Consider the following 24,773-nt stretch of genomic DNA (forward strand, 5'->3'; position numbering starts at 1 on the left):
GTCGCGTTTGTGACGCGCACGTCGCCGCATGTTCGCGCTCAGCCAATCACACGATTTTCACATCTGGAAGAGTAAATGGGGCTCTCACAGCCTTTTATTGGACACGCACCGGAGGCCCTGTCCGAAAAGGCTGTTTCGCGCTTCCCACCTGCGGGTTTCCGTAGCTGACGGTGACGCTCCGGTGTGGATTTCATGATGCCGCACCGAGGGGTTCCGGACCGTCGCACCCGCAACGCGGCTACGCCTGACGGGAGGCCAGCTCCACGACGGTGATGTCGGACGGAGCGCCCACCCGGACGGGCGGCCCCCAGGCGCCCGCGCCGCGCGAGACGAAGAGCTGGGTGTCGCCGTAGCGTTCGAGACCGGCGACGGTGGGGTTGGCCAGCGCGGCGAGGTGGTTCCCGGGCCAGAGCTGACCGCCGTGGGTGTGGCCGGAGAGCTGGAGGTCGACACCGTGCTCGACCGCGTCGTGGATGACGACCGGCTGGTGCGCCATCAGGACGGCGGCGCGGGCGCGGTCCCGGTCGCCCAGCGCGCGGCCGAAGTCGGGACCCTGCCCCTCGGTCTCGCCCGCGATGTCGTTGACGCCGGCGAGGTCGAAGCCCTCGATCTCGACCCGGGCGTTCTCCAGCGGGACCAGACCGAGTTCGCGGACGTGGTCGACCCACTGCTCGGCGCCGGAGAAGTACTCGTGGTTGCCGGTGACGAAGTAGCTGCCGTGCCGGGCCCGCAGGGCGGCCAACGGCTCGGCGGCGGGGCCGAGGTCGGCCACGGAGCCGTCGACGAGGTCGCCGACGACGGCGACCAGGTCGGGCGAGGTCGCGTTGATCGTGTCGACGATCCGGCGGGTGTGGGCGCGGCCGAGGATCGGGCCGATGTGGATGTCGCTGACCACGGCGATCCGGAAGCCGTGGGCGGCGCGGGGCAGTCTGGCCAGTGGGACGGTGACCCGCCGCACGCTCGGCCCGCGCAGCACGCCGTACGTGCCGTATCCGACGGTCGCGAGCCCGGCCGCGGCCGCCGCGCCGCCGACCACCCGGGAGACGAAGAGCCGGCGGGACGGCTGGAGGGCGGGCGCGGAGGTCCGGCCGGCCGGTTCCTCCACCGGTTCCGCTTCGGCTTCCTGTTCCGCCTTGGGGCCGGGGACCCCGGATGGTGTACGCGCCGGCGCCTCCGAGGGGACCGGAACCCCGGCCGAGCCCGACGCCACCAGTTCTTCGGTACGGGGGCGGGGCTCGTCCACGGCCCTTGCGAGGGGGCCGGAGGCGTCCTTGAGGGGTCCGGGAGTCTCCGCGGGGGTTCCGGAAGGCATTCCGCTTCTCGGCACGCCCCGCACCGCGTCCCGCCGGGCGAGGACCCGCAGGAGGATCGGGCGGACGACCTCGCCCACGAGCAGCGCCAGCGTCAGATAGAGCAGGCAGGCCAGCCACAGGAAGCCCGGCCAGGCCAGCACCTGCTGGAGCAGGAAGGGGGCGCCCAGCCGGCCCGAGGTCATGGCGCCGAGGCTCAGCAGCGGCAGGACGAAGGCCGCGACGGTGCCCGCCCGGCGCAGCCGGCTCCCGGGCGCCGTCGTGTCACCGACGAAGCGCCGCCACACGTACCGGTGCACGGCGCCGAGCAGCGCCAGCACCACGAGGCCCACCAGGGCGAAGACCACTGCAGCCATCCGAGCTTCCCCATGTTCCCGTCGTCATGCGCGTGTGTCGCGCGAAGCCCGGACTCCGCGCAACCCGATCACGCCGACCGCCGTCCCCAGAAGAAAGGACGTGATGGCGAGCAGCAGGTGCACCCAGAAGTACCCGGTCGGTTCGCCCGCGTCGTCGAAGGCGAGCCCGCTGCCGTCCTGCCACAGGTTCTTGACGAAAGTGATCCAGATGAACCAGCTCCACACCCCGAACGCGAGCAGGAACCAGGACACACGGCGGCTGAGCTTCATGGGTCCAGTATCGCCGCCGTCTCCCGGTCCTCTCCTGCGGGGTGGCGTCCGAACGGGGCCGTCCTGGCGTACCCTGCGGCGGGTCAGCCGGTCCGGGTCCTCATCCCTCACTTCGCCCTGTACGTTTCCGACCGTGCCTGTTCTGAAAAAGATCGCCCTCACGATCACGTCCGCCGCCCTGTTGTCCGGTTTCGTCCTGAGTCCGGCCGTGGCGGCCGACAAGGACAAGAGCGACGACAAGCAGCCCAAGCCGCCGAGCACGATGTCCAGTCTCGGCGGGGAGCAGCTCGGCAAGGCCGGCACCCAGGTCAACCTGGGCGCGGGGGCACCGGTGCTGCCGAAGAAGCTGTCGGGCCGGTCGTGGATCGTCGCGGACGCGGAGAGCGGGGACGTCCTGGCGGCGCACAACGCGCACTGGCGGCTGCCGCCCGCCTCCACCCTGAAGATGCTCTTCGCGGACACGGTGCTGCCCGCGCTCCAGCCCACCCAGACCCACACGGTCTCGGAGAGCGAGCTGGCGGGGGTCGGCGAGGGCAGCAGTCTGGTCGGGATCAAGGAGGACCACACCTACACGGTCCACGATCTGTGGCTCGGGGTGTTCCTGCGCTCGGGCAACGACGCGGTGCACGTCCTCTCCGAGATGTACGGCGGGCTCCCGCAGACGGTGGCCGCGATGCAGAAGCACGCGGAGGAGCTCCAGGCCCTGGACACCGTGGTGGTCTCGCCGGACGGGTACGACGCGCCGCGCCAGGTCTCCAGCGCCTACGACCTGACGCTGATCGCCCGCAGCGGGATGCAGAAGAAGGACTTCCGCGAGTACGCGGCGACCGCGTCGGCCGACTTCCCCGGCGAGAAGAAGAAGGGGAAGAAGCGCGAGTCCTTCGAGATCCAGAACACCAACCGGCTGATCACCGGGGACATCGGCGTGGATCCGTACCAGGGCATCGCGGGTGTCAAGAACGGCTACACCACCCACGCGGGCAACACCTTCACCGGCGTCGCGGAGCGCAACGGCAAGGTCCTCCTGGTCACGGTGATGAACCCGTCCGCGGAGGAGAGCCACGCCGTCTACAAGGAGGCCGCCCACCTGCTCGACTGGGGCTTCTCCGCCAGCGGCAAGGTGACCCCGGTCGGCCAGCTGGTGCCGCCGAAGTCCCTGGACACCGGCATCTCGACCGGCGGCAAGGGCGCGGCTCCCGCCGCCGACCAGGGCACCGGCGGCCAGGCGAAGGCCGCGCACGCGTCGGCGGCCTCGAAGGGGTCCAGCGGGGTCGGGGTCGCGCTGGCGATCATCGGCGGTCTGCTGGTGGTCGTGGCCGCCGGGGTGTTCCTGGTCAACCGCCGCTGGCCGGTGCCGGGGCTGGGCAGCCGCCCCGCACCGGCGGCGGACGCGCCGGAGGCGGACGCACCGGAGGCAGACGGGCCGGAGGCAGACGGGCCGGAGGCGAAGGACTCCGGCGCGACGGCCGACGTGGTCCCGGCCGCCGAGCGTGCCGCCCCGGCCGCCGAGGACGCGGGAAAGCCCGCCGACAAGTCCTAGGACGGTCTGTCGGCGCCCCGCCGCGCGGCGGGGCGCCGACAGGTCAGACGCGGGTGGAGCCGCCGGGCGCCTCGGTCCCGGCGGCTTCTTTGCTGTCGGCCCCCTCGGCGTCCGCGGCCCGGTCCGCCGCCTCCTTCCCCGGCTCGACCTCTTCCTCCTTGCTCCCGGTCGCCGTCCAGGCGGAGCAGAACAGCAGGAGCTTGGCGGTGAAGTTGATCCACAGGAGCAGGGCGATCGGCACGCCGAACGCGCCGTACATGCTCTTGCCCGCCACGTCCCTCATGTAGCTGCCGAGCAGCAGCTTGAGCAGTTCGAAGCCGACCGCCCCGAGCAGCGCAGCGACCACGAGACGCCGCCGGGGCGGCTCCACGCCGGGCAGCAGGGTCAGCAGGTAGAGGAGCAGCAGGAAGTCGGCGACGACCGCGACCGCCAGTGCGGCCACCCGGAGCAGGATGCCGCCGGCCCCGCCCTCGGAGATGCCGATCTGGTCGGCGGTCCAGCCGACCGCCGTCGAACCGATGGTGGACACCGCCACGGTGGCGAGCGCCGCGCCGCCGAGGCCGACGAGCAGCATGGCGTCCTTCACCTTCGCGACGACGGGGTTGGCCTCCTGTACGTCGTCCAGCTCCCAGACCGCGCGCAGGCACTCGCGCAGCGAGCCGACCCAGCCGACGCCGGTGAACAGCAGCAGCGCACCGGCCACCAGCCCGACCGTGCCCGCGTTGGCGACCAGACCGTCGATGCCGAGCTGGTCGGAGATGCCGGGCACCTGGTCGGCGAGTTCGTCCTTGATGGTGTCGAGCTGCTTGTCGCTCAGCAGGGCGGCGGCGATCGCCGCGCCCACCGCGATCAGCGGGAAGAGGGCGAGAAAGCTGATGAAGGTGATCGCCGCCGCGAGCCGGGCCCAGTGGACCCGGTCCAGCCGCTCGTAGGAACGCCAGGCGTGCGTCTCCATCAGCCGGGCGACCAGGGGCCCGATCACCGGGAGTTTTTTGAGCCAGTCCATGACGTCACGCGTACCCTCCTGAGCCCGGAACACCAGCGGCCCGCCCAGGACTCTCCCGGACACGCCCGGCGGATCCGCGTCACCATGCGCTGACACTCACTCCGTCACCCGTTCCGGTGAGCGAATTCACCAATGCCGCAAAGGTGATTTCCCGGACGATACGGTCACCCTCATGTCCGTCGACACCGTGTCCTTGACCGGCTGGGGCCGCACCGCCCCGACGACCGCCGTGCGTTTCCGGCCCCGTGGTTACGAGGAGGCGGCCGCCGTCGTCCGGGGACGCGGGCCCCGGGGCGTCATCGCGCGCGGGCTGGGGAGGTCGCCCGGGGACGCGGCGCAGAACGCGGGCGGGTCGGTGCTCGACCTGTCGGGCCTGGCCCGGATCGGCGGGGTGGATGCCGCCGCCGGCGTGGTGCGCTGCGACGCGGGGGTGAGCCTGGAACGGCTGCTGCGGGTCCTGCTGCCGCTGGGCTGGCTGCCGCCGCTGCTGCCGGGGACGGGCAGGGTGACGGTCGGCGGGGCGATCGGCTCCGATGCGCCCGGCCTCGACCATCGGCGGGCGGGGTCCTTCACCCGGCACGTGAGCGCCCTGGAGCTGCTCACCGCCGACGGCGAGGTGCGGACGGTCCTGCCGGGCACCGCCCTCTTCGACGCGACCGCCGGGGGCCTCGGGCTGACCGGGGTGGTCCTGGGCGCCACGCTGCGGCTGAGGCGTGTCACCACGGGGCTGATGTCGGTCTCCACCGAGCGTGCCGGGGACCTGGACGACCTGCTGGCCCGTTTCACCGCGGGCGGCGACCGGCTGCCGTACGCCTCCGCCTGGGTCGACCTGACGGCCCGGGGCCGGGCGACCGGGCGCGGGGTCCTCACCCGGGGGGAGCACGCGACTCCCGATATGCGCCTGGGGTACGCCGGGCGCACTCGGCTGTTCGCGCGCCCTGCGGCAGCGCCGGGCAGACCGGCCTTCCCCGGGCTCCCCCCGCTGCCGGGCGGCCGGCTCGGCCCGGCGGCCGCGGCGCTGTGCAACGAGGCCCGCTACCGCGGCTCGCCCCGTGCGCGGACCGGCGAGCTGCGCCCGGTCCACGCCTTCTTCCACGCCTCCGACGCGCTCCCGGACGTACGCCCCCTCTACGGCCGGGGCGGCCTGGTGCGCTACCGGTTCACCGTCGGGGACGGCCAGGAGGAGACCCTGCATCGGGTGGTGCGCCGGATCGCCGCGCGGCGGAGCCCCGCCGTGCGCGCCGTCCTCCAGCGGTTCGGGGCGGCGGACCCCGGCCTGTTGTCGTTCGCCTCGCCCGGCTGGTGCCTGGAGCTGGATCTGCCCGCGGCTCTGCCCGGTCTTGCCCGCTTCCTGGACGGCGTCGACGAGGAGGTGGCCGCCGCCGGGGGCCGGGTGTGCTTGGCGGAGGACGCCCGGATGCGGCCCGGGACGGCGGCGGCGATGTACCCGCGGCTGACGGAGTTCCGGGAGCTGCGGGCCCGGCTCGACCCGGCGGGTGCGTTCCGCTCGGACCTGTCGCGCCGCCTCGGACTCTGACCGGCACAAGAAGAATCCCACCCCATCTGACCAGGAGCTTTCCGTGAAGGATGCCTTCGGCGCCCCGCAGTCCCTGCTCGTCCTCGGCGGCACGTCGGAGATCGCCCTGGCCACCGCGCGCCGGCTGATCGCCCTGCGTACGCGCCGGGTCTGGCTGGCCGGGCGGCCCTCCCCCGCCCTGGACGCGGCCGCCGCCGAACTGCGCGGGCGCGGGGCCGACGTCCGCACCGTCGACTTCGACGCGCTGGACCCGGACTCGCACGAGGTCACCCTCGGCAAGGTCTTCGCGGAGGGCGATGTCGACGTGGTGCTGATGGCGTTCGGGGTCCTCGGCGATCAGGCGCGGGACGAGGAGGAACCGATGGCCGCCGTCCGGGTCGCCCAGACCAACTACACGGGGGCGGTCTCCGCCGGGCTGGTGTGCGCGGGCGCACTCCAGGCGCAGGGGCACGGTTCGCTGGTGGTGCTGTCCTCGGTGGCCGGGGAGCGCGCCCGGCGCGCGGACTTCATCTACGGCTCCAGCAAGGCGGGGCTCGACGCGTTCGCCCAGGGGCTCGGCGACGCCCTCCAGGGGACCGGGGTGCAGGTGATGGTGGTCCGGCCCGGGTTCGTCCGGACCCGGGCGACGGCGGGACTGCCGGAGCAGCCGCTCGCGACCGGGCCCGAGGAGGTCGCGGAGGCGATCGTCACGGGGCTGCGGCGGCGCTCGGAGACCGTGTGGGTGCCCGGTTCGCTGCGGGTGGTGATGGCGGCGCTGCGGCACGTGCCGCGCCCGCTGTTCCGGCGGCTGCCGGTCTGAGCTCCCCGGGCCGCGGAGGGGCGCTCAGGGCCGGAGCGACGGGGCCGGCGAGGACGCCTCGATGGTGTAGCCGCTCTGGGCGGGGACGGCGGGCGCGCCGCCGCCTCCGCCGAACGGGAAGTCGCGGAGCTTGCGCCAGACGGCGTCGGGGCCCTGCTCGTACAGCGCGAAGGAACCGCAGGTCCAGGCGGCCTCGTAGTCGGCGAGCTCCGCGTAGGCCCGGTCCATGGCCTCCTCGGAGATGCCGTGGGCCACGGTGACGTGCGGGTGGTACGGGAACTGGAGCTCGCGGACCAGGGGCCCGGAGGCGTCCCGGACCCGCTTCTGGAGCCAGGAGCAGGCCGAGGCGCCCGCGACGACCTGCACGAAGACGACGGGCGACAGCGGGCGGAACGTGCCGGTGCCGGAGAGCCGCATCGGGAACGGCCGGCCGGCTGTGGCGATCGTTTCGAGATGCGCCTCGATCGCGGGCAGGTCCGCCGCGTCCGCCTCCGTCGGCGGGAGCAGGGTGACGTGGGTGGGAATGCCGTAGGCGGCAGGGTCCCCGAAGCTGGCGCGGCGCTCCTGGAGGAAGCTGCCGCAGGGCTCCGGGACCGCGATCGAAACGCCGAGCGTTACGGTCCCCACGTCGTACTCCTCCGTCGTCGATGGTCGGTTTTCGGTCATGCCGCGCGGGCCGGGTGCCCGGCCCGCGCGTTCCGCCGCCAGTGTGGCCCCTGCGGCCACGATCTCGCCAGGGTCCTTGGACTCAGTGCTTCGCGGGCAGGAAGCCCATCCGGTCGTACGTCTGCGCCAGCGTCTCCGCGGCGACGGCCCTGGCCTTCTCTGCTCCCTTGGCCAGGATGGAGTCCAGCGTCTCCGGGTCGTCCAGATATTCCTGGGTGCGGGACCGGAACGGAGTGACGAATTCCACCATGGCCTCGGCCAGGTCCGTCTTCAGCGCGCCGTAGCCCTTGCCCTCGTAACCGCGCTCCAGCTCCTCCACCGGGCTGCCCGAGAGGGTGGAGAGGATCGAGAGCAGGTTGCTGACGCCGGGCTTCTTCTCGGCGTCGTACCGGATCACCGTGTCGGTGTCGGTGACCGCGCTCTTCACCTTCTTGGCGGTGACCTTCGGGTCGTCGAGGAGGTTGATGAGGCCCTTCGGCGTGGAGGCCGACTTGCTCATCTTCACCGCCGGGTCCTGGAGGTCGAAGATCTTCGCCGTCTCCTTGAGGATGTACGGCGCGGGGACGGTGAACGTCGGGCCGTACCGGCCGTTGAAACGCTCGGCGAGGTCGCGGGTCAGCTCGATGTGCTGGCGCTGGTCCTCGCCCACCGGGACCTGGTTGGCCTGGTAGAGCAGGATGTCGGCGACCTGGAGCACCGGGTAGGTGAAGAGGCCGACGGTGGCCCGGTCGGCGCCCTGCTTGGCGGACTTGTCCTTGAACTGCGTCATCCGGGAGGCCTCGCCGAAGCCGGTGAGGCAGTTCATCACCCAGCCGAGCTGGGCGTGCTCGGGCACGTGGCTCTGGACGAACAGCGTGCAGCGCTCCGGGTCCAGGCCGGCCGCCAGCAGCTGCGCCACCGCGAGCCGGGTGTTGGCCCGCAGCTCGGCGGGGTCCTGCGGGACCGTGATCGCGTGCAGGTCCACGACCATGTAGAAGGCGTCGTGGCTCTCCTGCAGCGCCACCCACTGGCGCACCGCGCCCAGGTAGTTGCCGAGGTGGAACGAGCCTGCGGTGGGCTGGATCCCGGAGAGCACGCGCGGGCGGGCGGCCGCACCGGTGCGGCCCGTCTGCGGCTGGTCGGTGGGGAGCGAAGGGCGATCAGAGGCCATGGGCCCATTGTCTCAGGTGCCCGGGTCATCTCCGGCAGCCGGTGCGGGGCGGGCAGGGCGCGTCATCGCACGGTCCCGGAGCACGGGAGCGCACGGCTGGGACGAACCCCGCATTCCGGCGCGCCCGGCGTGCGACGGCGGGCACGCCGCCGGATGAAGGTTTCCCGGCGCGGGTCCCGGCCGACGATACAAAGTGGGCACCACCCGCCGCCCAGCCGCACGACGAACGGAGATCCCGTGTCGACCACGGAAACCGCCATCGCCTCCGCCGAGGCGCACAGCGCGCACAACTACCACCCGCTGCCGGTCGTCGTGGCCTCGGCCGACGGTGCCTGGATGACCGATGTCGAGGGCCGCCGCTACCTCGACATGCTCGCCGGATACTCGGCGCTCAATTTCGGCCATGGCAACCGCCGTCTCATCGACGCGGCCAAGGCCCAGCTGGACCGCGTCACGCTGACGTCCCGGGCCTTCTACCACGACCGGTTCGCCGACTTCTGCGCAGAGCTGGCGGAGCTCTGCGGCATGGAGGCGGTGCTGCCGATGAACACCGGGGCGGAGGCCGTGGAGACCGCGGTGAAGACCGCCCGCAAGTGGGGCTACCGGGTCAAGGGCGTACCGGACGGCATGGCGAAGATCATCGTGGCCTCGGACAACTTCCACGGCCGTACGACGACGATCGTCAGCTTCTCCACCGACCCGGAGGCGCGGGCCGACTTCGGTCCGTACACCCCGGGCTTCGAGATCGTGCCGTACGGGGACCTCACCGCGATGCGGGAGGCGATGACCGAGAACACCGTGGCGGTGCTGATCGAGCCGATCCAGGGCGAGGCGGGCGTGCTGGTGCCGCCGGCCGGCTATCTCCCCGGCGTACGGGAGCTGACCAGCGAGCGGAACGTGCTGTTCATCGCGGACGAGATCCAGTCGGGACTGGGCCGGACCGGGAAGACGTTCGCGCTGGACCACGAGGGCGTGGTGCCGGACATGTACGTGCTGGGCAAGGCGCTGGGCGGCGGGGTCGTGCCGGTCTCCGCGGTGGTCTCGTCGGCGGACGTGCTGGGGGTGTTCCGGCCCGGCGAGCACGGCTCGACCTTCGGCGGCAACCCGCTGGCCTGCGCGGTGGCCCTGGAGGTGGTGGCGATGCTGCGGACCGGCGAGTACCAGCAGCGGGCGGCCGAGCTGGGCGACCATCTGCACCGGGAGCTGGGCCTGCTGACGGGAGGCGGCGCGGTGGAGGCGGTACGCGGCCGGGGGCTGTGGGCGGGGGTGGACATCGCTCCGGCGCTGGGCACCGGCCGGGAGATCTCGGAGAAGCTGATGGAGCAGGGGGTGCTGGTGAAGGACACCCACGGCTCGACGATCCGGATCGCACCGCCGCTGGTGATCTCCAAGGAGGACCTGGACTGGGGCCTGGACCGGCTGCGCACGGTGCTGAGCGCCCGGTAGGGCCCGCCGTCGGCCCTGCGCCGCCGCACCGCCGCCCGGCAGACGGCGGTGCAGCGGTGCGGCGGTGCGGCGGTGCGGCGGTGCGGCGGTGCGGCGGTGCGGCGGTGCGGCGGCGGACCCTGCGGACGCGGCGGGTCTCAGAGGATGACGTGGGGCAGGAAGCGGGCGTACTCGTCCGTGACCGGCCCCGCCGACTCCCGGATGCCGAGCCCCGCCGCCTCGTCCTCGACGGTCCACGCGCCGAGCACCACCCGGTTGCCGTCGATCCCGGGCAGCGGGGCCAGCTCCTGGTAGCAGCACGGCTCGTCGCGCGGGACGGGCGGGGAGCCGGGGCCGTGCAGGTCGACCCCGGCTCCCTCGCGGCCCAGCAGCGGCTTGGAGGCGTACCCCGCACCGCCGGGTCCGGCCAGCTCGCGGGGGCCGTCGAGATAGGCGGGCAGCAGGTTCGGGTGACCGGGATACAGCTCCCAGAGGATCGCCAGCAGCGCCTTGTTGGAGAGCAGCATCTTCCAGGCGGGCTCGATCCAGCAGGTGGTGCCGGAGCCGCCGCCGTTGTCGAGGGTGTCCAGCACCTGCGGGCCGAAGCGGTCCGTGGCCAGCCACTCCCAGGGGTAGAGCTTGAAGCAGCTGCGGATGAACCGCAGCCGGTCGTCGACGAACCGGCCCGACAGCCGGTCCCAGCCGATCTCCTCGACGGACAGCGCGTGCGTCTCCAGGCCCGCCTGGTCGGCGGTCTCGCGCAGGTACGCGACCGTCATCAGGTCCTCGCCGATCTCGTCGCCGTCGGAGTGGGCGAAGTGCAGCGGGCCCGGCGGGAGCAGGGGCGCCTGCCGCTTCCAGGCGTCGACGAGCCGCTCGTGCAGGGAGTTCCACTGGTCGGCCCCGGGGAACCGGTCCTCCATCCAGAACCACTGCGCGCTCGCCGCCTCCACCAGCGAGGTCGGGGTGTCGGCGTTGTACTCCAGCAGCTTCGCCGGGCCACTCCCGTCGTACCGCAGGTCGAACCGCCCGTACACGGAGGGCAGTTCGGCGCGGCGGCGCCAGGACTCGGCGACGAGCCCGGCCAGTCGCGGTTCGGTGATGCCGAGGTCGGCGAACCGGTCGTGCTCGACGATGTGCGCGGCGGCGGCCAGGCTCATCGTGTGCAGCTCCTCGACGACCTCCTCCAGCGCCTCGACCTCGGGCAGCGAGAAGACGTAGTAGGCGCTCTCGTCCCAGTACGGCCGGAGCGAGTCGTCCGGGTAGCGGGTGAGCGGGTAGACGACGCCCTGCGACTCGACGGTCTCCTGCCAGCCGGGGCGCGGCTCGATCGTGCGGCGCTCCATCCCGCTCAGCCCCCGCCGGACCTAGAGCAGCCGAAGCCGCCGCGGTCGACCGCGGACTTGTCGAAGCTGCCGCCCTGCACCTTGCCGTCGTAACTGCTGGTGCTGCCGCCGTAGTAGTACGCGCCCCGGCCGCCGCCGGAACCGCCCGAGCCGCCGCTGCCGCCGCGGCACTCGGAGCTGGGCAGGGGCTCGCGGGTGGTGCGGTCGGCGCAGCGCTTGTCCGGCTCCGAGCCGCAGGACGTGATCGTCAGGGCGAGCAGCCCCATGCCGCCGAGCACGACCGTGCTCGACCTCAGCCTTCGTCCGGCCATGTTCGTTTCTCCCCCGTGATGCGCGATCGGATCCGGCTTCTCGTGCGCGCACCGCACAACCGGACCTCTTGTCAGACTAGTTCGACGCGCGGCCGCTTCGAAACCTGCGTTCCGCCGGGGGTTCCGCGGAGGTCCCGGCGGAGGCCCCCGCCGGGTTCCTACGGCAGCACCCGGCACAGGGCGTCCAGCGCGCCCGCCCAGGCGCTCTCGGAGGGTGAGCCGTAGCCGATGACCAGGGCGTCGCGGGTGGCCGGGGCGTCCGGGTGGCGGTAGCGGGACAGGCCCTCCAGCGCCAGGCCCTGGAAGGCCGCCGCCTGGATCACCGAACGCTCGGCGCCCGCGGGGAGTTCGAGGACCGCGTGCAGTCCGGCCGCGATCCCGCTGACCTCGATGCCCGGCGCGCGGTCCGCGAGCGCCGCGACGAGCTGGTCACGCCGGCGGCGGTAGCGCAGCCGCATGGAGCGCACGTGCCGGTCGTACGCCCCCGAGCCGATGAACTCCGCGAGGGTCAGCTGGTCGGGCGAGCCGCAGACCCGGTCGGCCACGCTCGTGGCCGCCACCACCTCGGCGGTCAGGTGCCGGGGCAGCACCATCCAGCCCAGGCGCAGTCCCGGGGCCAGCGACTTGCTGGCGGTGCCGAGATACACCACCCGTTCCGGGTCGAGGCCCTGGAGCGCGCCCACCGGCTGCCGGTCGTACCGGAACTCCCCGTCGTAGTCATCCTCCAGGATCAGTCCGCCGGTGGACCGGGCCCAGTCGACGGCGGCGGCCCGCCGGTCCGGGTGCAGCGGTACGCCGGTGGGGAACTGGTGCGCCGGGGTCAGCAGAACGGCCCCGGCTCCGCGCAGCGCGGCCAGGTCGCCGGTCCGGGAGCCGCGCTCGTCCAGCGGCAGGCACGGAATGCGCAGCCCGGCGTCGGTGAGGAGGCCGGTGTGGAAGTCGAGGCCGTACGACTCGACGGCGACCTCCCGGACCCGCCGGCGGCGCAGCACCCGGCCCAGCAGCGCCAGGCCGTGGGCGAAGCCGGCGCAGATCACGATGCACTCCGGGTCGGCGTACACCCCGCGGGCCCGCGCCAGGTACTCCGCCAGCACGGTGCGCAGTTCGGCGCGGCCCTGCGGGTCGCCGTAGCCGAAGACCTCGTCGGGCGCGGCGGTGAGCGCCTTGCGGGCGGCCTTCAGCCAGGCGGTGCGCGGGAAGGCGGACAGGTCGGGCGTGCCGGGCTTCAGGTCGTACCCGGCCCCGGGCCGGACCGGCCGGGCGGGGGCCGCCGCCGGGTCCGTGCGGCGCGGCACGGCCCGCTGGGCGACCCGGGTGCCGGAGCCCTGGCGAGCGGTGAGCCAGCCCTCGGCGACCAGTTCGGCGTAGGCGTCGGCGACCGTGTTGCGGGCGACGCCCAGGTCGGCGGCGAGCGCCCGGGAGGACGGCAGCCGGGTGCCGGGGGCGAGGCGGCCGGTGCGCACCGCCTCCCGCAGCGCCGCCATCAGCCCGCTGCGCAGCCCCTGGCCGACCGGCTCCAGGTGCAGGTCCGCGCCGAAAGTGGCCCAGGAATCCGTCATGGCAATGGACCATACCGGCGGGCCATCAGGGCCGTAGCGTCATCGTCATGACCACCACGCACGCACACCACCACGCCCCCGCCGACCTCGCCCCCGAGGAGCCGCAGCGGATCTCCGTCTCGCAGTTGCTCCCCGACGTCTACAAGGCGATGGTCCGGCTCGACATCGCCGCCCGCCAGGGCCTGGACCCCGTCCTGGTCGAGCTGGTGAAGATCCGCGCCTCACAGCTCAACCAGTGCGCGTTCTGCCTGGACATGCACAGCAAGGACGCGCTCGCGGCGGGCGAGTCCGCCGAGCGGATCATCCAGCTGAGCGCCTGGCGGGAGTCGCGGCACTTCTACACGGAGAAGGAGCTGTCGGCGCTCGCGCTGACCGAGGCGGTGACCGTGCTCACCGACGGCTTCGTCCCGGACGAGGTGTACGCGGCGGCCTCCGAGCACTTCGAGGAGACCGAGCTGGCCCAGCTGATCGCGGCGATCACCGTGATCAACGCCTGGAACCGCTTCGGCGTGACGGGCCGGCTGGCCCCCGGCCACTACACGCCGGGCGACTTCAAGAGCTGACGGCGAGGCGGCCGGGCGGCCGTCAGAACGGGCGGCCGTACGGGTCGAAGTGCGACACGGCGACGTCGAGGATCTCCTCGTGGCGCGGCCAGTCGCTCTCGGGAGCGGCGACCAGCACCGCGTAGAGGCGGTCGTCCGACGCGGTGAAGACCCGCTCCACGACCCGGCGGCGGTCGCCGGACTCCTCGTGGTCGTACGCGTACACCAGCTCGGCCGCCTCGCCACCCTCCGGGTTGTCGACGGGGCCGATGCCGACCTCCTCGAAACCGGGAGCTCCGCTGCGCTCGTCGGAGGCCCGGCGGACCGAGCCCAGGGCGGTGGCCCCGGGCTCGGCCACCCGGAACACCTGGATCAGCTCGGCACCGCCGGTGGTCCGGTAGAACACCCCGCCGGTCTCCGCCGAGCGTTCCTCCCACTTCTCGGGGACCGCGATCCGGAAGCCCTCCGCGTCGTCCAGGGCGACGTACCCCGGCGGCGGTGAGCCGTCCGGGGTGGCGGCCGCATCGGACGGGGATCCGCCGGTGGGGTCGGTGCCCTCGGCTCCCGGCTCCGGAGCTGCCGGGTCCGCGGCCCCGTCGGCCGGAGCACTCGCCGACTGTCCCCGTGCGCCGTCCCGGCCACCGTCGTCCCCGTCCGCCAGGGTGGACCACAGCGCCGCCGCACCAGCGGCGAGGACGGCCACCGCGAGCCCGGCGGCCACCGGCACGAGCCGCTGCCGCGACGTCCTGGCGGCGGGCGGGGGCCCGTGGACACCGGTGGGGCTGTCGTACGGCTCCGGGGCATCGGCGCCGCTCCGCGCGGACGGGCCGGGGGTGGTGGTCTGCGCGTACGGGCCGGGGGCCGTGTTCTGCGCGTTCGGGTGGGCCCCCGGGGGCACCGGGGCCGTCGGCGGCACCGGGGGCACGGGCGGCACCACCGGGGCGGCCACGGGCGGCGGCGGTCCGTCGGCGCGCGGCTCGTCCGTCTCCCAACTCTGGGACTCGTCGTTCCAGCGCACCCCTCCCCCGGCCATCGGTCAGCCTCCCAGCAGCGCGGACAGCGCCTCGGCCACGGCCACGCCGGACGCCAGAGTTCCGGTGAGAGCGCCGGCGGCGTCGAGCGCCCTCTGGAGGCGGGCCAGACGGCCCGGCTCCGCGGCGCCCGCCGTCTCGATCTCGTCCGACACCGAGACCAGCTCCGCGTCGAGGGCCTGAGTGGTGTCGGTGGTCACGAACCGGGCGAGGTCGGCGCGCAGTTCCCGCACGGCCCGCAGCAGTTCGGCCTGGGTCGCGTCGGCGGGCCCGGCGTGCTGGTGCTGGGTGACGGTGTTGTGGTCGCCGACGGCGAAGGCACTACCGGTCACCGAGCCGATGTGCACGGCAGGCCCGGGGCGCTCGTCGGGGGCCGGCCCCGGGAGGGGTGCCGGGCTGGGTCCGGGGGTCATGTCTCTCCTCTTCTCGGCTTCCGGTCCGGGGCTGCGCCCGGACTCCGCCCCGAGCCGGGGCTCTTCCTCGTACCGGGACCGGCCGGGGCGGCCGGACCGGAGCGCCGGATGTCGTTGTGGTCGCCGATGCCGATCGCACTGTCCTTCGCGGACTCGATGAACACACCGCCCGCACCGATGTGGACGGTCTTCTGCTCGAACTCGTCGGTCTCGTAGCCGGCTTCGCGCAGGGCGAGCCGGACGCCGCCGTTCACCCGGTCCTCGATGCTCTGGAGATACCGGTCGACATCCATGTCCTGGAAGAGCGACGCCGCGTCGTCGGCGCCCAGCTCCCGGACGGAGAACGCGGGGCCTTCGGCCAGCGCACCGGCGTTCCCGGCCGTGAGCAGCTTCCAGGCGCTCGCCGCACCCCGGCCCAGGACGACGAGCGCGTGCACCGCCGAGGCGGGGGTACGGGTCAGCGCCCAGACCGCCTTGCCGAACGCGTTGTTGTTGCGGTGCCGGTGGGCGGCCCGGTCGGCCTCACGGAACAACGTGTGCACCGGCTTCAGGACGTGCGGGGCGACCTCCAGCATCAGCATCCCGCCCTGGGTGTGCACCCGGACGAAGACGGTGACGACGACCTGCTCGCTCCAGCCGCCGACCCGGATGCGCAGGAAGTGCCGTCGGCCCTCGCCGCCCTCCTCGACGGCGCGGCCCCGGTGCTGCTCGAACGCGCCGGGTCCATAAGGGGCGTCCACCCGCCGGGGCAGGCCCGCCGCCGGCAGGAAGACGCACTCGTCGACCACCAGCTCGCGCAGCCGGTCCCGGACGGCGGCCGCGCCTTCGGGGGAGCCGTGCGGGGAGGGCACCCGCAGCGCCTCCAGCAGGGGCACGATCCGGCGCAGGATCCGGGCGTTGTCGAGCGGCTCGGCCGGGGCGCCCTCACGGGGCCGGAGCTCCACGGCGAGGTTCCAGGGTCGGTAGGGCGTTCCCGCGCCGCAGAACGGGTTCTCCTCCGCATACAGGACGAGCGGGGCGTGCTGCTCCAGCCGGATGCGCCGCTGGAGCCGCCGGAAGCGCTCGCCCGGACCGCGTTCGGCCGGGTCGGCCGCGAGGTCGGGGAAGCTCTTCCGGGACAGCTCCCGGGCCATCAGCTTGGCGAACTGCCCCCGCTGGAGCCCGACCAGGCCCGCGATGACGGCGAGGAAGAAGAGCGCCACCCAGGCGGACCCCGCGCCGGACCCGTCGGAGACGCTGCCCGTGAGCAGCGAGACACCCACGTCGGAGGCGTCCGGCAGGCTGTCGCCGAACCCGCCGGAACCGGAGAACCCGGGGCCATAGGGGTCGTACGAGGTGGAGGCGCCGAAGGAGCCGTACGGTTCGGAATCGTCCTCGAACAGGCCGAGAACCGCGCTGCCGAGCACCAGGAACCCGATGAGGACCAGCGAGATACGCCCGTACCAGCGCATCAGGAAGGCGAGCACCCGCCGGTACACCGGGGGTTCGCCCGCCGGGCCGCGGACCCAGGGTGCGAGGGCCAGCAGCACCCCGGGGAAGAACATCGCGGCGACGATGCCCCCGGAGAGGACGGCGCCGAGCAGCCAGGCCGCCAGGATGCCCGCGGCCCACCCCAGCTGGGTACGGCGGGCGCGCAGGGCGTGGGCGAGGACCCGGGCGGCGTCGAAGCCCGCCGACGGGGCGATGAGGCGCTGCTCCTGGACGTACAGCTGCTCGATCACCGCGTCCCGGTAGCCGTCGTGCAGATGGACCCCGGCGCACAGCAGTCGGCTCGCCTCGCTCGCGGCGGGGTGCACGGGCGGCTTCCCGAGCAGATCGTCCTGGCCCTGCGACGGCCGCGGCACGGCGTTGTCGGTCACGGCTCCTCATCCCCCGGTACTCGGCGCTGATCACGGTACCCAGCCGAACGGAGAGGGGTGGGCCGAAGATCGAAAGGGGCCAACATATGTGAGGAGAGAGCCCACAGGCGAGGGGATTCTCGGCCAGGTCCCGCCCGGCGCGGAGGTGGGCAGGAACGCGCGAGCGCCCCCGGCAGCGGGTGCTGCCGGGGGCGCTCGGTGTACCGCGGGTGCGGGCTCGCTCAGATGAGGCCGAGCTCGCGGACCGCGTCGCGCTCCTCGGTGAGCTCCTTGACCGACGCGTCGATGCGCGTGCGGGAGAACTCGTTGATGTCCAGACCCTGGACGATCTCGTACTTCCCGTCCTTCGTGGTGACCGGGAAGGAGGAGATGATGCCCTCGGGGACGCCGTAGGAGCCGTCCGACGGGATGCCCATCGAGGTCCAGTCGCCCTCGGCGGTGCCGTTGACCCAGGTGTGCACGTGGTCGATGGCGGCGTTCGCGGCCGAGGCGGCGGAGGACGCGCCACGGGCCTCGATGATCGCGGCGCCGCGCTTGGCGACGGTCGGGATGAAGGTGTCGGCCAGCCACACCTCGTCGTTGACGACCTCGGCGGCGTTCTTGCCGGCGATCTCCGCGTGGAAGATGTCCGGGTACTGGGTGGCCGAGTGGTTGCCCCAGATCGTCAGCTTCTTGATGTCGGAGACGGCGGCGCCGGTCTTGGCGGCCAGCTGCGAGATCGCGCGGTTGTGGTCCAGGCGGGTCATCGCGGTGAAACGCTCGGCCGGTACGTCCGGGGCGGCGGCCTGCGCGATGAGCGCGTTGGTGTTGGCCGGGTTGCCGACGACGAGGACCTTGATGTCGTCCGCGGCGTGGTCGTTGATGGCCTTGCCCTGCGGCTTGAAGATGCCGCCGTTGGCGGCGAGCAGGTCGCCGCGCTCCATGCCCTTGGTGCGCGGGCGGGCGCCGACGAGCAGGGCGACGTTCGCGCCGGCGAAGCCGACGTTCGGGTCGTCGGTGATCTCGATGCCGCGCAGCAGCGGGAAGGCGCAGTCGTCGAGCTCCATGGCGGTGCCCTCAGCGGCCTTGAGGCCCTGGGGGATCTCCAGGAGGCGAAGGTTGACCGGCACGTCCGGGCCGAGCAGGTGGCCGGAGGCGATGCGGAAGAGCAGCGCGTAGCCGATCTGGCCGGCTGCGCCGGTCACGGTGACATTCACGGGAGTGCGGGTCATGGCGGTCTCCGTTAGACAGCTGGCGGTGGGGGTCCCGGCCCCTGGTGCCGGACCCTCTTGCTGGACGTCCCCCGCGCCCCGACGAATCTTGACGTGAAGAGATATCCAGCGGTCAGGCTATCGGACCCGGCCGGGCCGGACCGCCCGCCCCCCTGTGGCACCGCGCACAGACGGTCACACACCGCACGCGCGTGCGGTGTGTGACCGTCTCGCCCGTCACGCGCCGGGCCCGGTGCAGCCCTCGGTGCCGGAGGTGAGTGTGGCGCAGGCCTTCGCGTCGGAGGCCTTCTTCACCGCCACCATCGGGGTGTACGCGTCGGTGTCCCCCATGACCTCGCCGTTCTGGGGGCCGGCGCCCGCGGTGATGCGCACGGTGTCCCCGATCGCCGCCTCGGTGAGGCGGGCCCAGGCGGCGGAGCAGACCTCGCTGTAGCGGACCTCGACCTTGCTGCCGCCGACGACCGCGCTGGCCACCGTACGGGCGAACTCGCCGCCGCAGCCCATCGCCTCGGGGTCCTGCCCGGAGCAGTCCGCACCGCTGCACTCGACACCCACGGGCAGCTCGGGAGCCTTCGTGGTGGGGGTCGCCGACGGGGGCGGGGTGGCCTCGGCCGCGTCGTCGCCGCCCGGTGCGAGCAGCAAGGCGCTGACCACGACGATCAGCGCGCCGACGGCGCCGACGGCGAGCATGAGGCCCGTGCGGCGGCCTCCGGGAGCGTTGCCCGGCCCGGTGCCGCCCGCCTTCCGGCCGGCGCCGGCGTTCTCCGCCGGGTCCGGCTCCGGTCGCGGCCCGCCCTGCTGCGGAACACCGTCGTACGGCCGGTCCTGGTGGGGGGAGGGGCGCGGTGCGGTGCCGCGCTGGGTGGGGACGATGAGCCGGCGTGTGTCGTCGTCGGCGGGTTCGTGGGCCCCTCCGCCGTAGGGTCCCCCGCCGCGGGCGTCACGGGGCGGGGCGCCCTGACCGGCCGGACCCGCTGCGGCGGGGACCCGCGCGCCGGAACCGGACGCCTCGTACCGGCCGCCCCCGGAGGGCCGGCCGCCCGCCGGAGCGCCGGGGGCTGTCGTGCCGAGCTCGCCGAGCGCGGCACGGGCCTGCGTGATGCGGATGGCCTCCATCGTCATGTCGTGGCGCATCTCGGCCCGGCTCCAGGCCCGCTCCGCCAGCTCCCACATGGTCGTGAGGTGGTGCTGCGGGGTGCCCGTCACCTCGGCGAGCGCCACGACGGCCCCGCGCGGGGCGAGCAGCCGCCCGTTGAGATACCGCTCCCAGGACGTCTTGCTGTAACCCGTGCGGTCGGCCACGGCGTTGATGTTCAGCCCGCTGCGGTCGACGAGCCGGCGCAGCTGGCTGGCGAACTCCCTGATCTGCGGGTCGAGCTCTTCGGGCAGTGCCTTCCAACGAGGCATGGCGTTTCCCTTCCCCCCTCGTGTCCCCCGGACGTGCTTGCTGTACCCCGCTGCGACCGGTCCTCCGGCCCGCACATCCCCCCGGTCGGTCCGCCGACGGCCCGTTCCGGACCGTCAACCGGACTACCCACGGGGATGCGCGAATCCAGGGTGTCAGTTCCTGACGAGGGGGCGCACGGGAGCATTCGGGGCCGGGTGCGCGTCTTCACGCGCCTCGGACACCGCGCCGTTCCTTGCCCGGCCGCTGTTCCGCCCGCTCCGTGCCGCTCGGTGTGCCGTGACAGTCTGCCATCGTTGCGCGGCGATCACACCGTGCCGGAATGGTCACTTCCGTGCCACAGGCCACAGTGAACACTTGTTCCCGTCTTTCATGTCCATGACGCTGGAGTCAGGACGGGGCAGGGCCGCCCGTCCGGCCGCCTCCCGGGGCTTCCCCGGCAGGCCCCGTTCCGCCGTGGTGTCCGTCCCCCCTCGGGGGTGGGGACGGACACCACGGGCCCGGTGGCCACGGACACGGCGGGCCCGGTCCGGACGGGCCGCGGGCCGGAGCCCGCCGGACACGCCGGGCTTCAGCGGATCGTGAAGCGGACCGCGTCCTCCAGGATCGGGATGTCGAGCCACGGCCTGGGCTGGGCGACCAGGGCGAGCAGCACGATCAGGGTGCCCATCACCCCGTACGTGACGAGGTCGGTGAAGCGGGACCGTACCGCCAGCATTCCGACCGAGGGCACCACCCAGCGCAGCACGGCACCGGTGATCAGCGCGCCGCCGATCAGGATGGTGCCGACGCGGAACGCCTGGTCGAACGGGTCCAGGACCACGACGAGCAGGCCGAGGCCCGCCGCGCAGAGCACGGTGAGCAGCGGCCACTGCCGGGCCGGGGCGGGCGAGTCACCGGGCGCCGCCCGGCCGCCGCCCTCGGGCCGGGCGGTGTCCCGGGTGAAGCGCGGGAACCGCCGGGACCTGCGGGGCCGCGTGGTCGTCGCGGGCGCGTCGGCCGTCACCGACCCGTCGGTCGACGCGGGCGCGCCGGTCGCCCCAGGCCCGTCGGTCGTCGCGGGGCCGTCTGTCGCCGCAGGGCCTCCGGTCGCCCCCGGCCCGTCGGCTGTCGCAGGACCACCGGTCGACGCGGGCGCGTCGGCCGTCGTCGGCCCATCGGCCGTCGCGGGCCCACCGGCCGACCCCGGCCCATCGGTGGTCCCGGGCTCGTCGGTGGTCCCGGGACCGTCGGACGCCGTGACCGCGTCGGTCGCCGGAGCCGCGTCGGTCGCCCCGGCCCCGGCTCCGGACTCGGCCTCGCTGTCCGCGCCGCCCGCGCCCGGAGCGGCCGCGCCGTCCTCGGTCCTGCCTCCCGGGCCGGTTCCGCCCGCAGCGCCTGAAGCGGCCCCGGTGTCCGCGCCGCCCTCGGCGGAGGCACCCGCGCCGGAAGCGGCGGCGCCGGAAGGGCTCTCGGCCCGCGCGGCGGGCTCACCCGGCCCGCCCGTTCCGTCAGCCCGGTCCGGACCCTCCGGCTCGTCCGTCGTCCGGTCCGCCGGGGCGGGGTCGGCCGGACTCCTGCCAGCACCCATGGGGTTCCCTCCGGATCCGGCCGTCAGCCCGCGGCGGCGGCGTCGGCGGCCTCGGCGGCGGTCCGCTCGGCCGCCTCGACCACGTTGACCAGCAGCTGCGCGCGGGTCATCGGGCCGACGCCCCCGGGGTTCGGGGCGACCCAGGCGGCCACCTCGCGGACCCCCGGGTGCACGTCGCCGACGATCTTGCCGTCCGCGTCCCGGCTGACGCCGACGTCGAGCACGGCCGCGCCCGGCTTCACGTCCTCGGGCTTGATCAGGTGCTGCACCCCGGCGGCGGCGACGATGATGTCGGCCTGGCGCAGATGCGAGGAGAGGTCCCGGGTGCCGGTGTGGCACTGGGTCACCGTGGCGTTCTCCGACTTGCGGGTCAGCAGCAGCGGGATCGACCGGCCGATGGTGACGCCGCGTCCGACGACCACGACGTGCGCCCCGTTGATCTCGACCCCGTGCGCGCGCAGGAGCTGGACGACGCCCTGCGGGGTGCAGGGCAGCGGGCCGGTCTCGTTGAGGACGAGGCGGCCGAGGCTCATCGGGTGCAGCCCGTCGGCGTCCTTCGCCGGGTCCATCAGCTCCAGGACCCGGTTGGTGTCGATGCCCTTGGGCAGCGGCAGCTGGACGATGTAGCCGGTGCACTCCGGGTTGGCGTTCAGCTCCCGGACGACGTCCTCGATCTCCTCCTGGGTGGCGGTGTCGGGGAGTTCACGCTGGATCGAGCCGATACCGACCTGGGCGCAGTCACGGTGCTTGCCGTTGACGTACCACCGGCTGCCCGGGTCGTCCCCGACGAGCAGGGTTCCGAGGCCGGGAGTGATCCCCTGGGCCTTGAGGGCCGCCACACGGACGGTCAGATCGGATTTGATCGCGGCAGCGGTGGCCTTGCCATCGAGAATCTGGGCAGTCATGGGGCCATCCTCGCGGATGACCCCGCCCGCATACCAATTGCCGGTGGCAGGCCCGCGAGGGACATTGCACTTGCACAACGTCCCGGGCCCCGGACTGGACAAACGAGGGTCCCGCTCATAACGATGAGGGACGCGGTTGTACGGGGGGGTGGGCCGCTGATCGTCGTCCTTCCTCCGTGTGGCCTGTCTCGTCCCCACACGTCTGTTGAAGGAACACCCCTTATGAGCTTCGGCGACCCGAACAACCCGTACGGGCAGCAGCCCGGCCAGCCTCCCCAGGGACCGCCGCAGGGACAGCCCGGATACGGCTACCCGCAGCAGGCTCCGCAGGGCGTCCCGCAGCAGGGCTACGGCTACCCCCAGCAGCCCGGCCAGCCGTACGGGGCCTACCCGCAGCAGCCGGGTTACGGCGCCCAGCAGCCCGGCTACGGCGGCGGCATGCCGGAGCTGGCCCACTGGGGTCTGCGCGCGGGCGGACTGATCATCGACGGCCTCGTCGTCGGTGTCCCCTACCTCGTCCTCGGCGGCATCGGCGGGGCCATGGGCGACTCCGGGGGTGCGGTCTTCGCCCTGCTCGGCTTCGTCGCGCTGGTCGGTCTCGCCATCTGGCAGCTGTACCAGGAGGGCACCACCGGCCAGACGATCGGCAAGAAGGCCGTAGGCATCCGCCTGCTGCGCGAGGCCGACGGCCGCCCGCTCGGCTTCGGCATGGCCTTCGTCCGCCGCCTGGCCCACTTCCTGGACAGCCTCGCCTGCTACATCGGGTGGCTGTGGCCGCTGTGGGACCAGAAGAAGCAGACGTTCGCGGACAAGGTCTGCTCGTCCGTGGTCGTCAAGGCCAACTGACGCTCCGTCCCGGACCCTTCCGGACACGCCGCGAGGGCCGCACCCGATCACGGGGTGCGGCCCTCGCGGCGTGTCCGTGCGGTTCGCCGCACGTGCGGTCCCCGCTCAGCCGTCGCGTACGCCCGGGATGTCGGCCGGCTCCGGTGTCGTGCGCTCCATCACCACGAAGCTGCCGCCCCGGTGCTTGAGCCGGTAGCGCGCCTCCGGGTGGAGCTGTTCGGCGTACGCCACCGGGTCCTGGATCGGGCGGGACCAGCCGAAGTCCAGGTTGATGGCGACGATGTCGGGTGCGGTGCCCGGGGCTCCGCCGACCCAGTAGACGGTGCGGTCGGAGGTGAGGTGGGCCATCAGCGTGATGTCGGTCTCGACCCGCGATCCGGCCGGGATGGCGTCCAGCGCCGCACGGGCCGCCTGGCTGCGGGCGTCGTCGGTGCGGTAGGTCTCCGGGCGCAGCAGATCGCGCAGCGGCAGGTGCTGGGTCATCGTGACGGCGATCGCGGCGGCGACGGGCACGGCCACCTCGGCGTACGAGGCGAGCCAGGGGCGGCGCGATCCGCGGCTGCGGCGGACGCCGTCGGCCAGCGCGAGGAAGAGCACCGGCATGAGGATCGCGCTGTAGTGCCAGACCATGCCCCAGTGGTTGCTGTCCTGCGAGAGCAGCCGCCAGCCGAGCGTCGGGACGATCAGCAGCGTCAGCGGTGAACGCAGCGCCATGAACGCGGTGATGCCGATCAGGAAGACCAGCATCTCGATCTTGACGGAGGAGTCGAGGACGCCGAGGACGGAGTCGAGCATCGAGACGTCCTGCTCGCCGTTCTTGTCGATCTTCGTCCAGTAGTCGTAGCGGCCGGCGCTGCTGGCCGCCGGGATGAGGACGACGAGGGTGACGACGAAGGCGGCGACCCCGAAGGCGGCGAGCAGCGCGCCCTGGAGGCGGCGGCCGTACACGAAGAGCAGGAAGCCGACGACGGCGACGGTCGCGCCGAGGTCCTCCTTGACCAGGACGAGCGGGAGCGACCAGAGCAGGGCGGCCGTGTACCGCTTCAGGAGCAGGGCCCGGCAGACGAGGGCCAGCAGCGGTACGGCGAACGCGATCTCGTGGAAGTCCGCCTTCACCGCCTCCTGGATGCCCCAGGAGAGTCCGCAGGCGACGGTGGCGCAGAGCCCGGAACGCCCGCCGAGGAGCTGCTGGGTGGTGCGGCCGACGACGACCGTGCCCAGCGCGAACAGTGCGGCCTGGGCGAAGAGCAGGGACGCGGCGGACGGCCAGATCCAGTACAGCGGGGCGAGCAGCGCCACGATCGGGGAGAAGTGGTCGCCGAGGATCAGATAGCCGGGGCCCTTGATGTCGACGATCGGCGCGTCGAACCCGGCGTACGCCCGGACCTCCTGCTCGAAGATCCCCAGGTCCCAGGAGGGCGAGCCGAAGCGGGCGTACTGGAAGTACGCGTAGAGGAAGTAGAGCGCGCACAGGACGGCGCCGGCGATGAGGTACGGGCGCAGGGGGACGCGGTCGGCGGAGGCGGCCGGGCCCGTGCTCGGGGAGGCGTCGGCCGGGCGGGGGTCCGGGGCGGGGTCGGGTCCCTGGTCCTGGGCGGGCAGGCGTCCCGGCTCGGACCGGTCCGTTCCACTCTTGTTCAGCTCAAGCACGGTGACCGTCCCTGCTGGGGATTGCTACGGCCGTGTCATTAGAACAGAGCGGCGAGCCGATCCCGT

General features: G+C 73.5%; 21 protein-coding genes and 1 pseudogene. 6 read left to right on the forward strand and 16 right to left on the reverse strand.

Annotated features, from left to right (window positions below):
- Window positions 1-238: 238 nt before the first annotated feature.
- A complete protein-coding gene (locus KME66_RS11720) occupies window positions 239-1,657 on the reverse strand; it encodes a metallophosphoesterase (protein ID WP_216329263.1) in 1,419 nt (472 codons plus the stop codon).
- Between the two features lie 33 nt (window positions 1,658-1,690).
- Complete coding sequence (locus tag KME66_RS33900; RefSeq protein WP_030708951.1) at window positions 1,691-1,936, reverse strand: SCO4848 family membrane protein; 246 nt, start codon at window positions 1,934-1,936, stop codon at window positions 1,691-1,693.
- 133 nt (window positions 1,937-2,069) lie between these two features.
- Here KME66_RS33900 and KME66_RS11725 point away from each other — a divergent pair, with 133 nt between their 5' ends.
- Window positions 2,070-3,476, forward strand: a complete 1,407-nt coding sequence (locus KME66_RS11725; RefSeq protein ID WP_253208307.1) for a D-alanyl-D-alanine carboxypeptidase family protein — start codon at window positions 2,070-2,072, stop codon at window positions 3,474-3,476.
- A 43-nt stretch (window positions 3,477-3,519) separates the two neighbouring features.
- Here the strand turns inward: KME66_RS11725 and KME66_RS11730 are convergent, their stop codons facing one another.
- Window positions 3,520-4,482 carry a YihY/virulence factor BrkB family protein gene (locus KME66_RS11730; RefSeq protein ID WP_216321684.1) on the reverse strand — a complete coding sequence of 321 codons (963 nt, stop codon included), beginning with the start codon at window positions 4,480-4,482 and terminating at the stop codon, window positions 3,520-3,522.
- 172 nt (window positions 4,483-4,654) lie between these two features.
- On the opposite strand from KME66_RS11730, the gene KME66_RS11735 reads away from it, so the two are divergent.
- The gene (locus KME66_RS11735; protein ID WP_216321687.1) at window positions 4,655-6,019 is read left to right on the forward strand and encodes an FAD-binding oxidoreductase; all 1,365 of its coding nucleotides are present in this window, start codon (window positions 4,655-4,657) and stop codon (window positions 6,017-6,019) included.
- Window positions 6,020-6,062: 43 nt separating this feature from the next.
- A complete protein-coding gene (locus KME66_RS11740) occupies window positions 6,063-6,818 on the forward strand; it encodes a decaprenylphospho-beta-D-erythro-pentofuranosid-2-ulose 2-reductase (protein ID WP_073227580.1) in 756 nt (251 codons plus the stop codon).
- Window positions 6,819-6,842: 24 nt separating this feature from the next.
- Here KME66_RS11740 and KME66_RS11745 read toward each other — a convergent pair whose 3' ends face one another.
- A complete protein-coding gene (locus KME66_RS11745) occupies window positions 6,843-7,445 on the reverse strand; it encodes a 2'-5' RNA ligase family protein (RefSeq protein WP_073227583.1) in 603 nt (200 codons plus the stop codon).
- 121 nt (window positions 7,446-7,566) lie between these two features.
- Window positions 7,567-8,634: a tryptophan--tRNA ligase gene (gene trpS, locus KME66_RS11750; RefSeq protein ID WP_358716019.1), complete on the reverse strand. Its 1,068-nt coding sequence runs from the start codon at window positions 8,632-8,634 to the stop codon at window positions 7,567-7,569.
- Between the two features lie 237 nt (window positions 8,635-8,871).
- On the opposite strand from trpS, the gene rocD reads away from it, so the two are divergent.
- A complete protein-coding gene (gene rocD / locus KME66_RS11755; RefSeq protein ID WP_216321690.1) occupies window positions 8,872-10,080 on the forward strand; it encodes an ornithine--oxo-acid transaminase in 1,209 nt (402 codons plus the stop codon).
- 137 nt (window positions 10,081-10,217) lie between these two features.
- Here the strand turns inward: rocD and KME66_RS11760 are convergent, their stop codons facing one another.
- The 3 genes from KME66_RS11760 to KME66_RS11770 form a co-directional block, all read right to left on the reverse strand.
- On the reverse strand, window positions 10,218-11,405 hold the full coding sequence (locus tag KME66_RS11760) for a glutathionylspermidine synthase family protein (RefSeq protein WP_216321693.1): 1,188 nt from the start codon (window positions 11,403-11,405) through the stop codon (window positions 10,218-10,220).
- Between the two features lie 5 nt (window positions 11,406-11,410).
- Window positions 11,411-11,716 (reverse strand): hypothetical protein, encoded by a 306-nt coding sequence (locus KME66_RS11765; RefSeq protein ID WP_216321696.1) that lies wholly within the window; start codon window positions 11,714-11,716, stop codon window positions 11,411-11,413.
- 158 nt (window positions 11,717-11,874) lie between these two features.
- Complete coding sequence (locus KME66_RS11770; protein ID WP_216321699.1) at window positions 11,875-13,275, reverse strand: PLP-dependent aminotransferase family protein; 1,401 nt, start codon at window positions 13,273-13,275, stop codon at window positions 11,875-11,877.
- Between the two features lie 47 nt (window positions 13,276-13,322).
- Between KME66_RS11770 and KME66_RS11775 the strand changes: the two genes are divergently transcribed.
- On the forward strand, window positions 13,323-13,838 hold the full coding sequence (locus KME66_RS11775; RefSeq protein WP_216321702.1) for a carboxymuconolactone decarboxylase family protein: 516 nt from the start codon (window positions 13,323-13,325) through the stop codon (window positions 13,836-13,838).
- A 22-nt stretch (window positions 13,839-13,860) separates the two neighbouring features.
- On the opposite strand, the gene KME66_RS11780 is transcribed toward KME66_RS11775, so the two are convergent.
- From KME66_RS11780 to KME66_RS11810, 7 genes and pseudogenes are all read right to left on the reverse strand, one after another.
- Window positions 13,861-14,850 carry a photosystem II reaction center PsbP family protein gene (locus tag KME66_RS11780; RefSeq protein WP_216321717.1) on the reverse strand — a complete coding sequence of 330 codons (990 nt, stop codon included), beginning with the start codon at window positions 14,848-14,850 and terminating at the stop codon, window positions 13,861-13,863.
- A 3-nt stretch (window positions 14,851-14,853) separates the two neighbouring features.
- Window positions 14,854-15,261 (reverse strand): hypothetical protein, encoded by a 408-nt coding sequence (locus tag KME66_RS11785; RefSeq protein WP_216321721.1) that lies wholly within the window; start codon window positions 15,259-15,261, stop codon window positions 14,854-14,856.
- Complete coding sequence (locus KME66_RS11790) at window positions 15,258-17,120, reverse strand: hypothetical protein (RefSeq protein ID WP_216321724.1); 1,863 nt, start codon at window positions 17,118-17,120, stop codon at window positions 15,258-15,260. Before KME66_RS11790 ends, KME66_RS11785 begins: the two co-directional genes overlap by 4 nt.
- A 221-nt stretch (window positions 17,121-17,341) precedes the next feature.
- Complete coding sequence (locus KME66_RS11795) at window positions 17,342-18,331, reverse strand: malate dehydrogenase (protein ID WP_216321727.1); 990 nt, start codon at window positions 18,329-18,331, stop codon at window positions 17,342-17,344.
- A gap of 216 nt (window positions 18,332-18,547) precedes the next feature.
- The gene (locus tag KME66_RS11800; protein ID WP_216321730.1) at window positions 18,548-19,738 is read right to left on the reverse strand and encodes an XRE family transcriptional regulator; all 1,191 of its coding nucleotides are present in this window, start codon (window positions 19,736-19,738) and stop codon (window positions 18,548-18,550) included.
- 569 nt (window positions 19,739-20,307) lie between these two features.
- Window positions 20,308-20,712: pseudogene (locus KME66_RS33905) on the reverse strand (DUF3017 domain-containing protein); the annotation flags it as partial.
- Between the two features lie 617 nt (window positions 20,713-21,329).
- Complete coding sequence (locus KME66_RS11810; protein WP_073227610.1) at window positions 21,330-22,211, reverse strand: bifunctional methylenetetrahydrofolate dehydrogenase/methenyltetrahydrofolate cyclohydrolase; 882 nt, start codon at window positions 22,209-22,211, stop codon at window positions 21,330-21,332.
- A 222-nt stretch (window positions 22,212-22,433) separates the two neighbouring features.
- On the opposite strand from KME66_RS11810, the gene KME66_RS11815 reads away from it, so the two are divergent.
- On the forward strand, window positions 22,434-23,057 hold the full coding sequence (locus KME66_RS11815; RefSeq protein WP_073227614.1) for an RDD family protein: 624 nt from the start codon (window positions 22,434-22,436) through the stop codon (window positions 23,055-23,057).
- 105 nt (window positions 23,058-23,162) lie between these two features.
- Here the strand turns inward: KME66_RS11815 and KME66_RS11820 are convergent, their stop codons facing one another.
- The gene (locus tag KME66_RS11820; protein ID WP_073227617.1) at window positions 23,163-24,707 is read right to left on the reverse strand and encodes a DUF2079 domain-containing protein; all 1,545 of its coding nucleotides are present in this window, start codon (window positions 24,705-24,707) and stop codon (window positions 23,163-23,165) included.
- Window positions 24,708-24,773: the final 66 nt, after the last annotated feature.

This window comes from Streptomyces sp. YPW6 (genome assembly GCF_018866325.1).
In the GTDB taxonomy this organism is placed as follows: domain Bacteria; phylum Actinomycetota; class Actinomycetes; order Streptomycetales; family Streptomycetaceae; genus Streptomyces.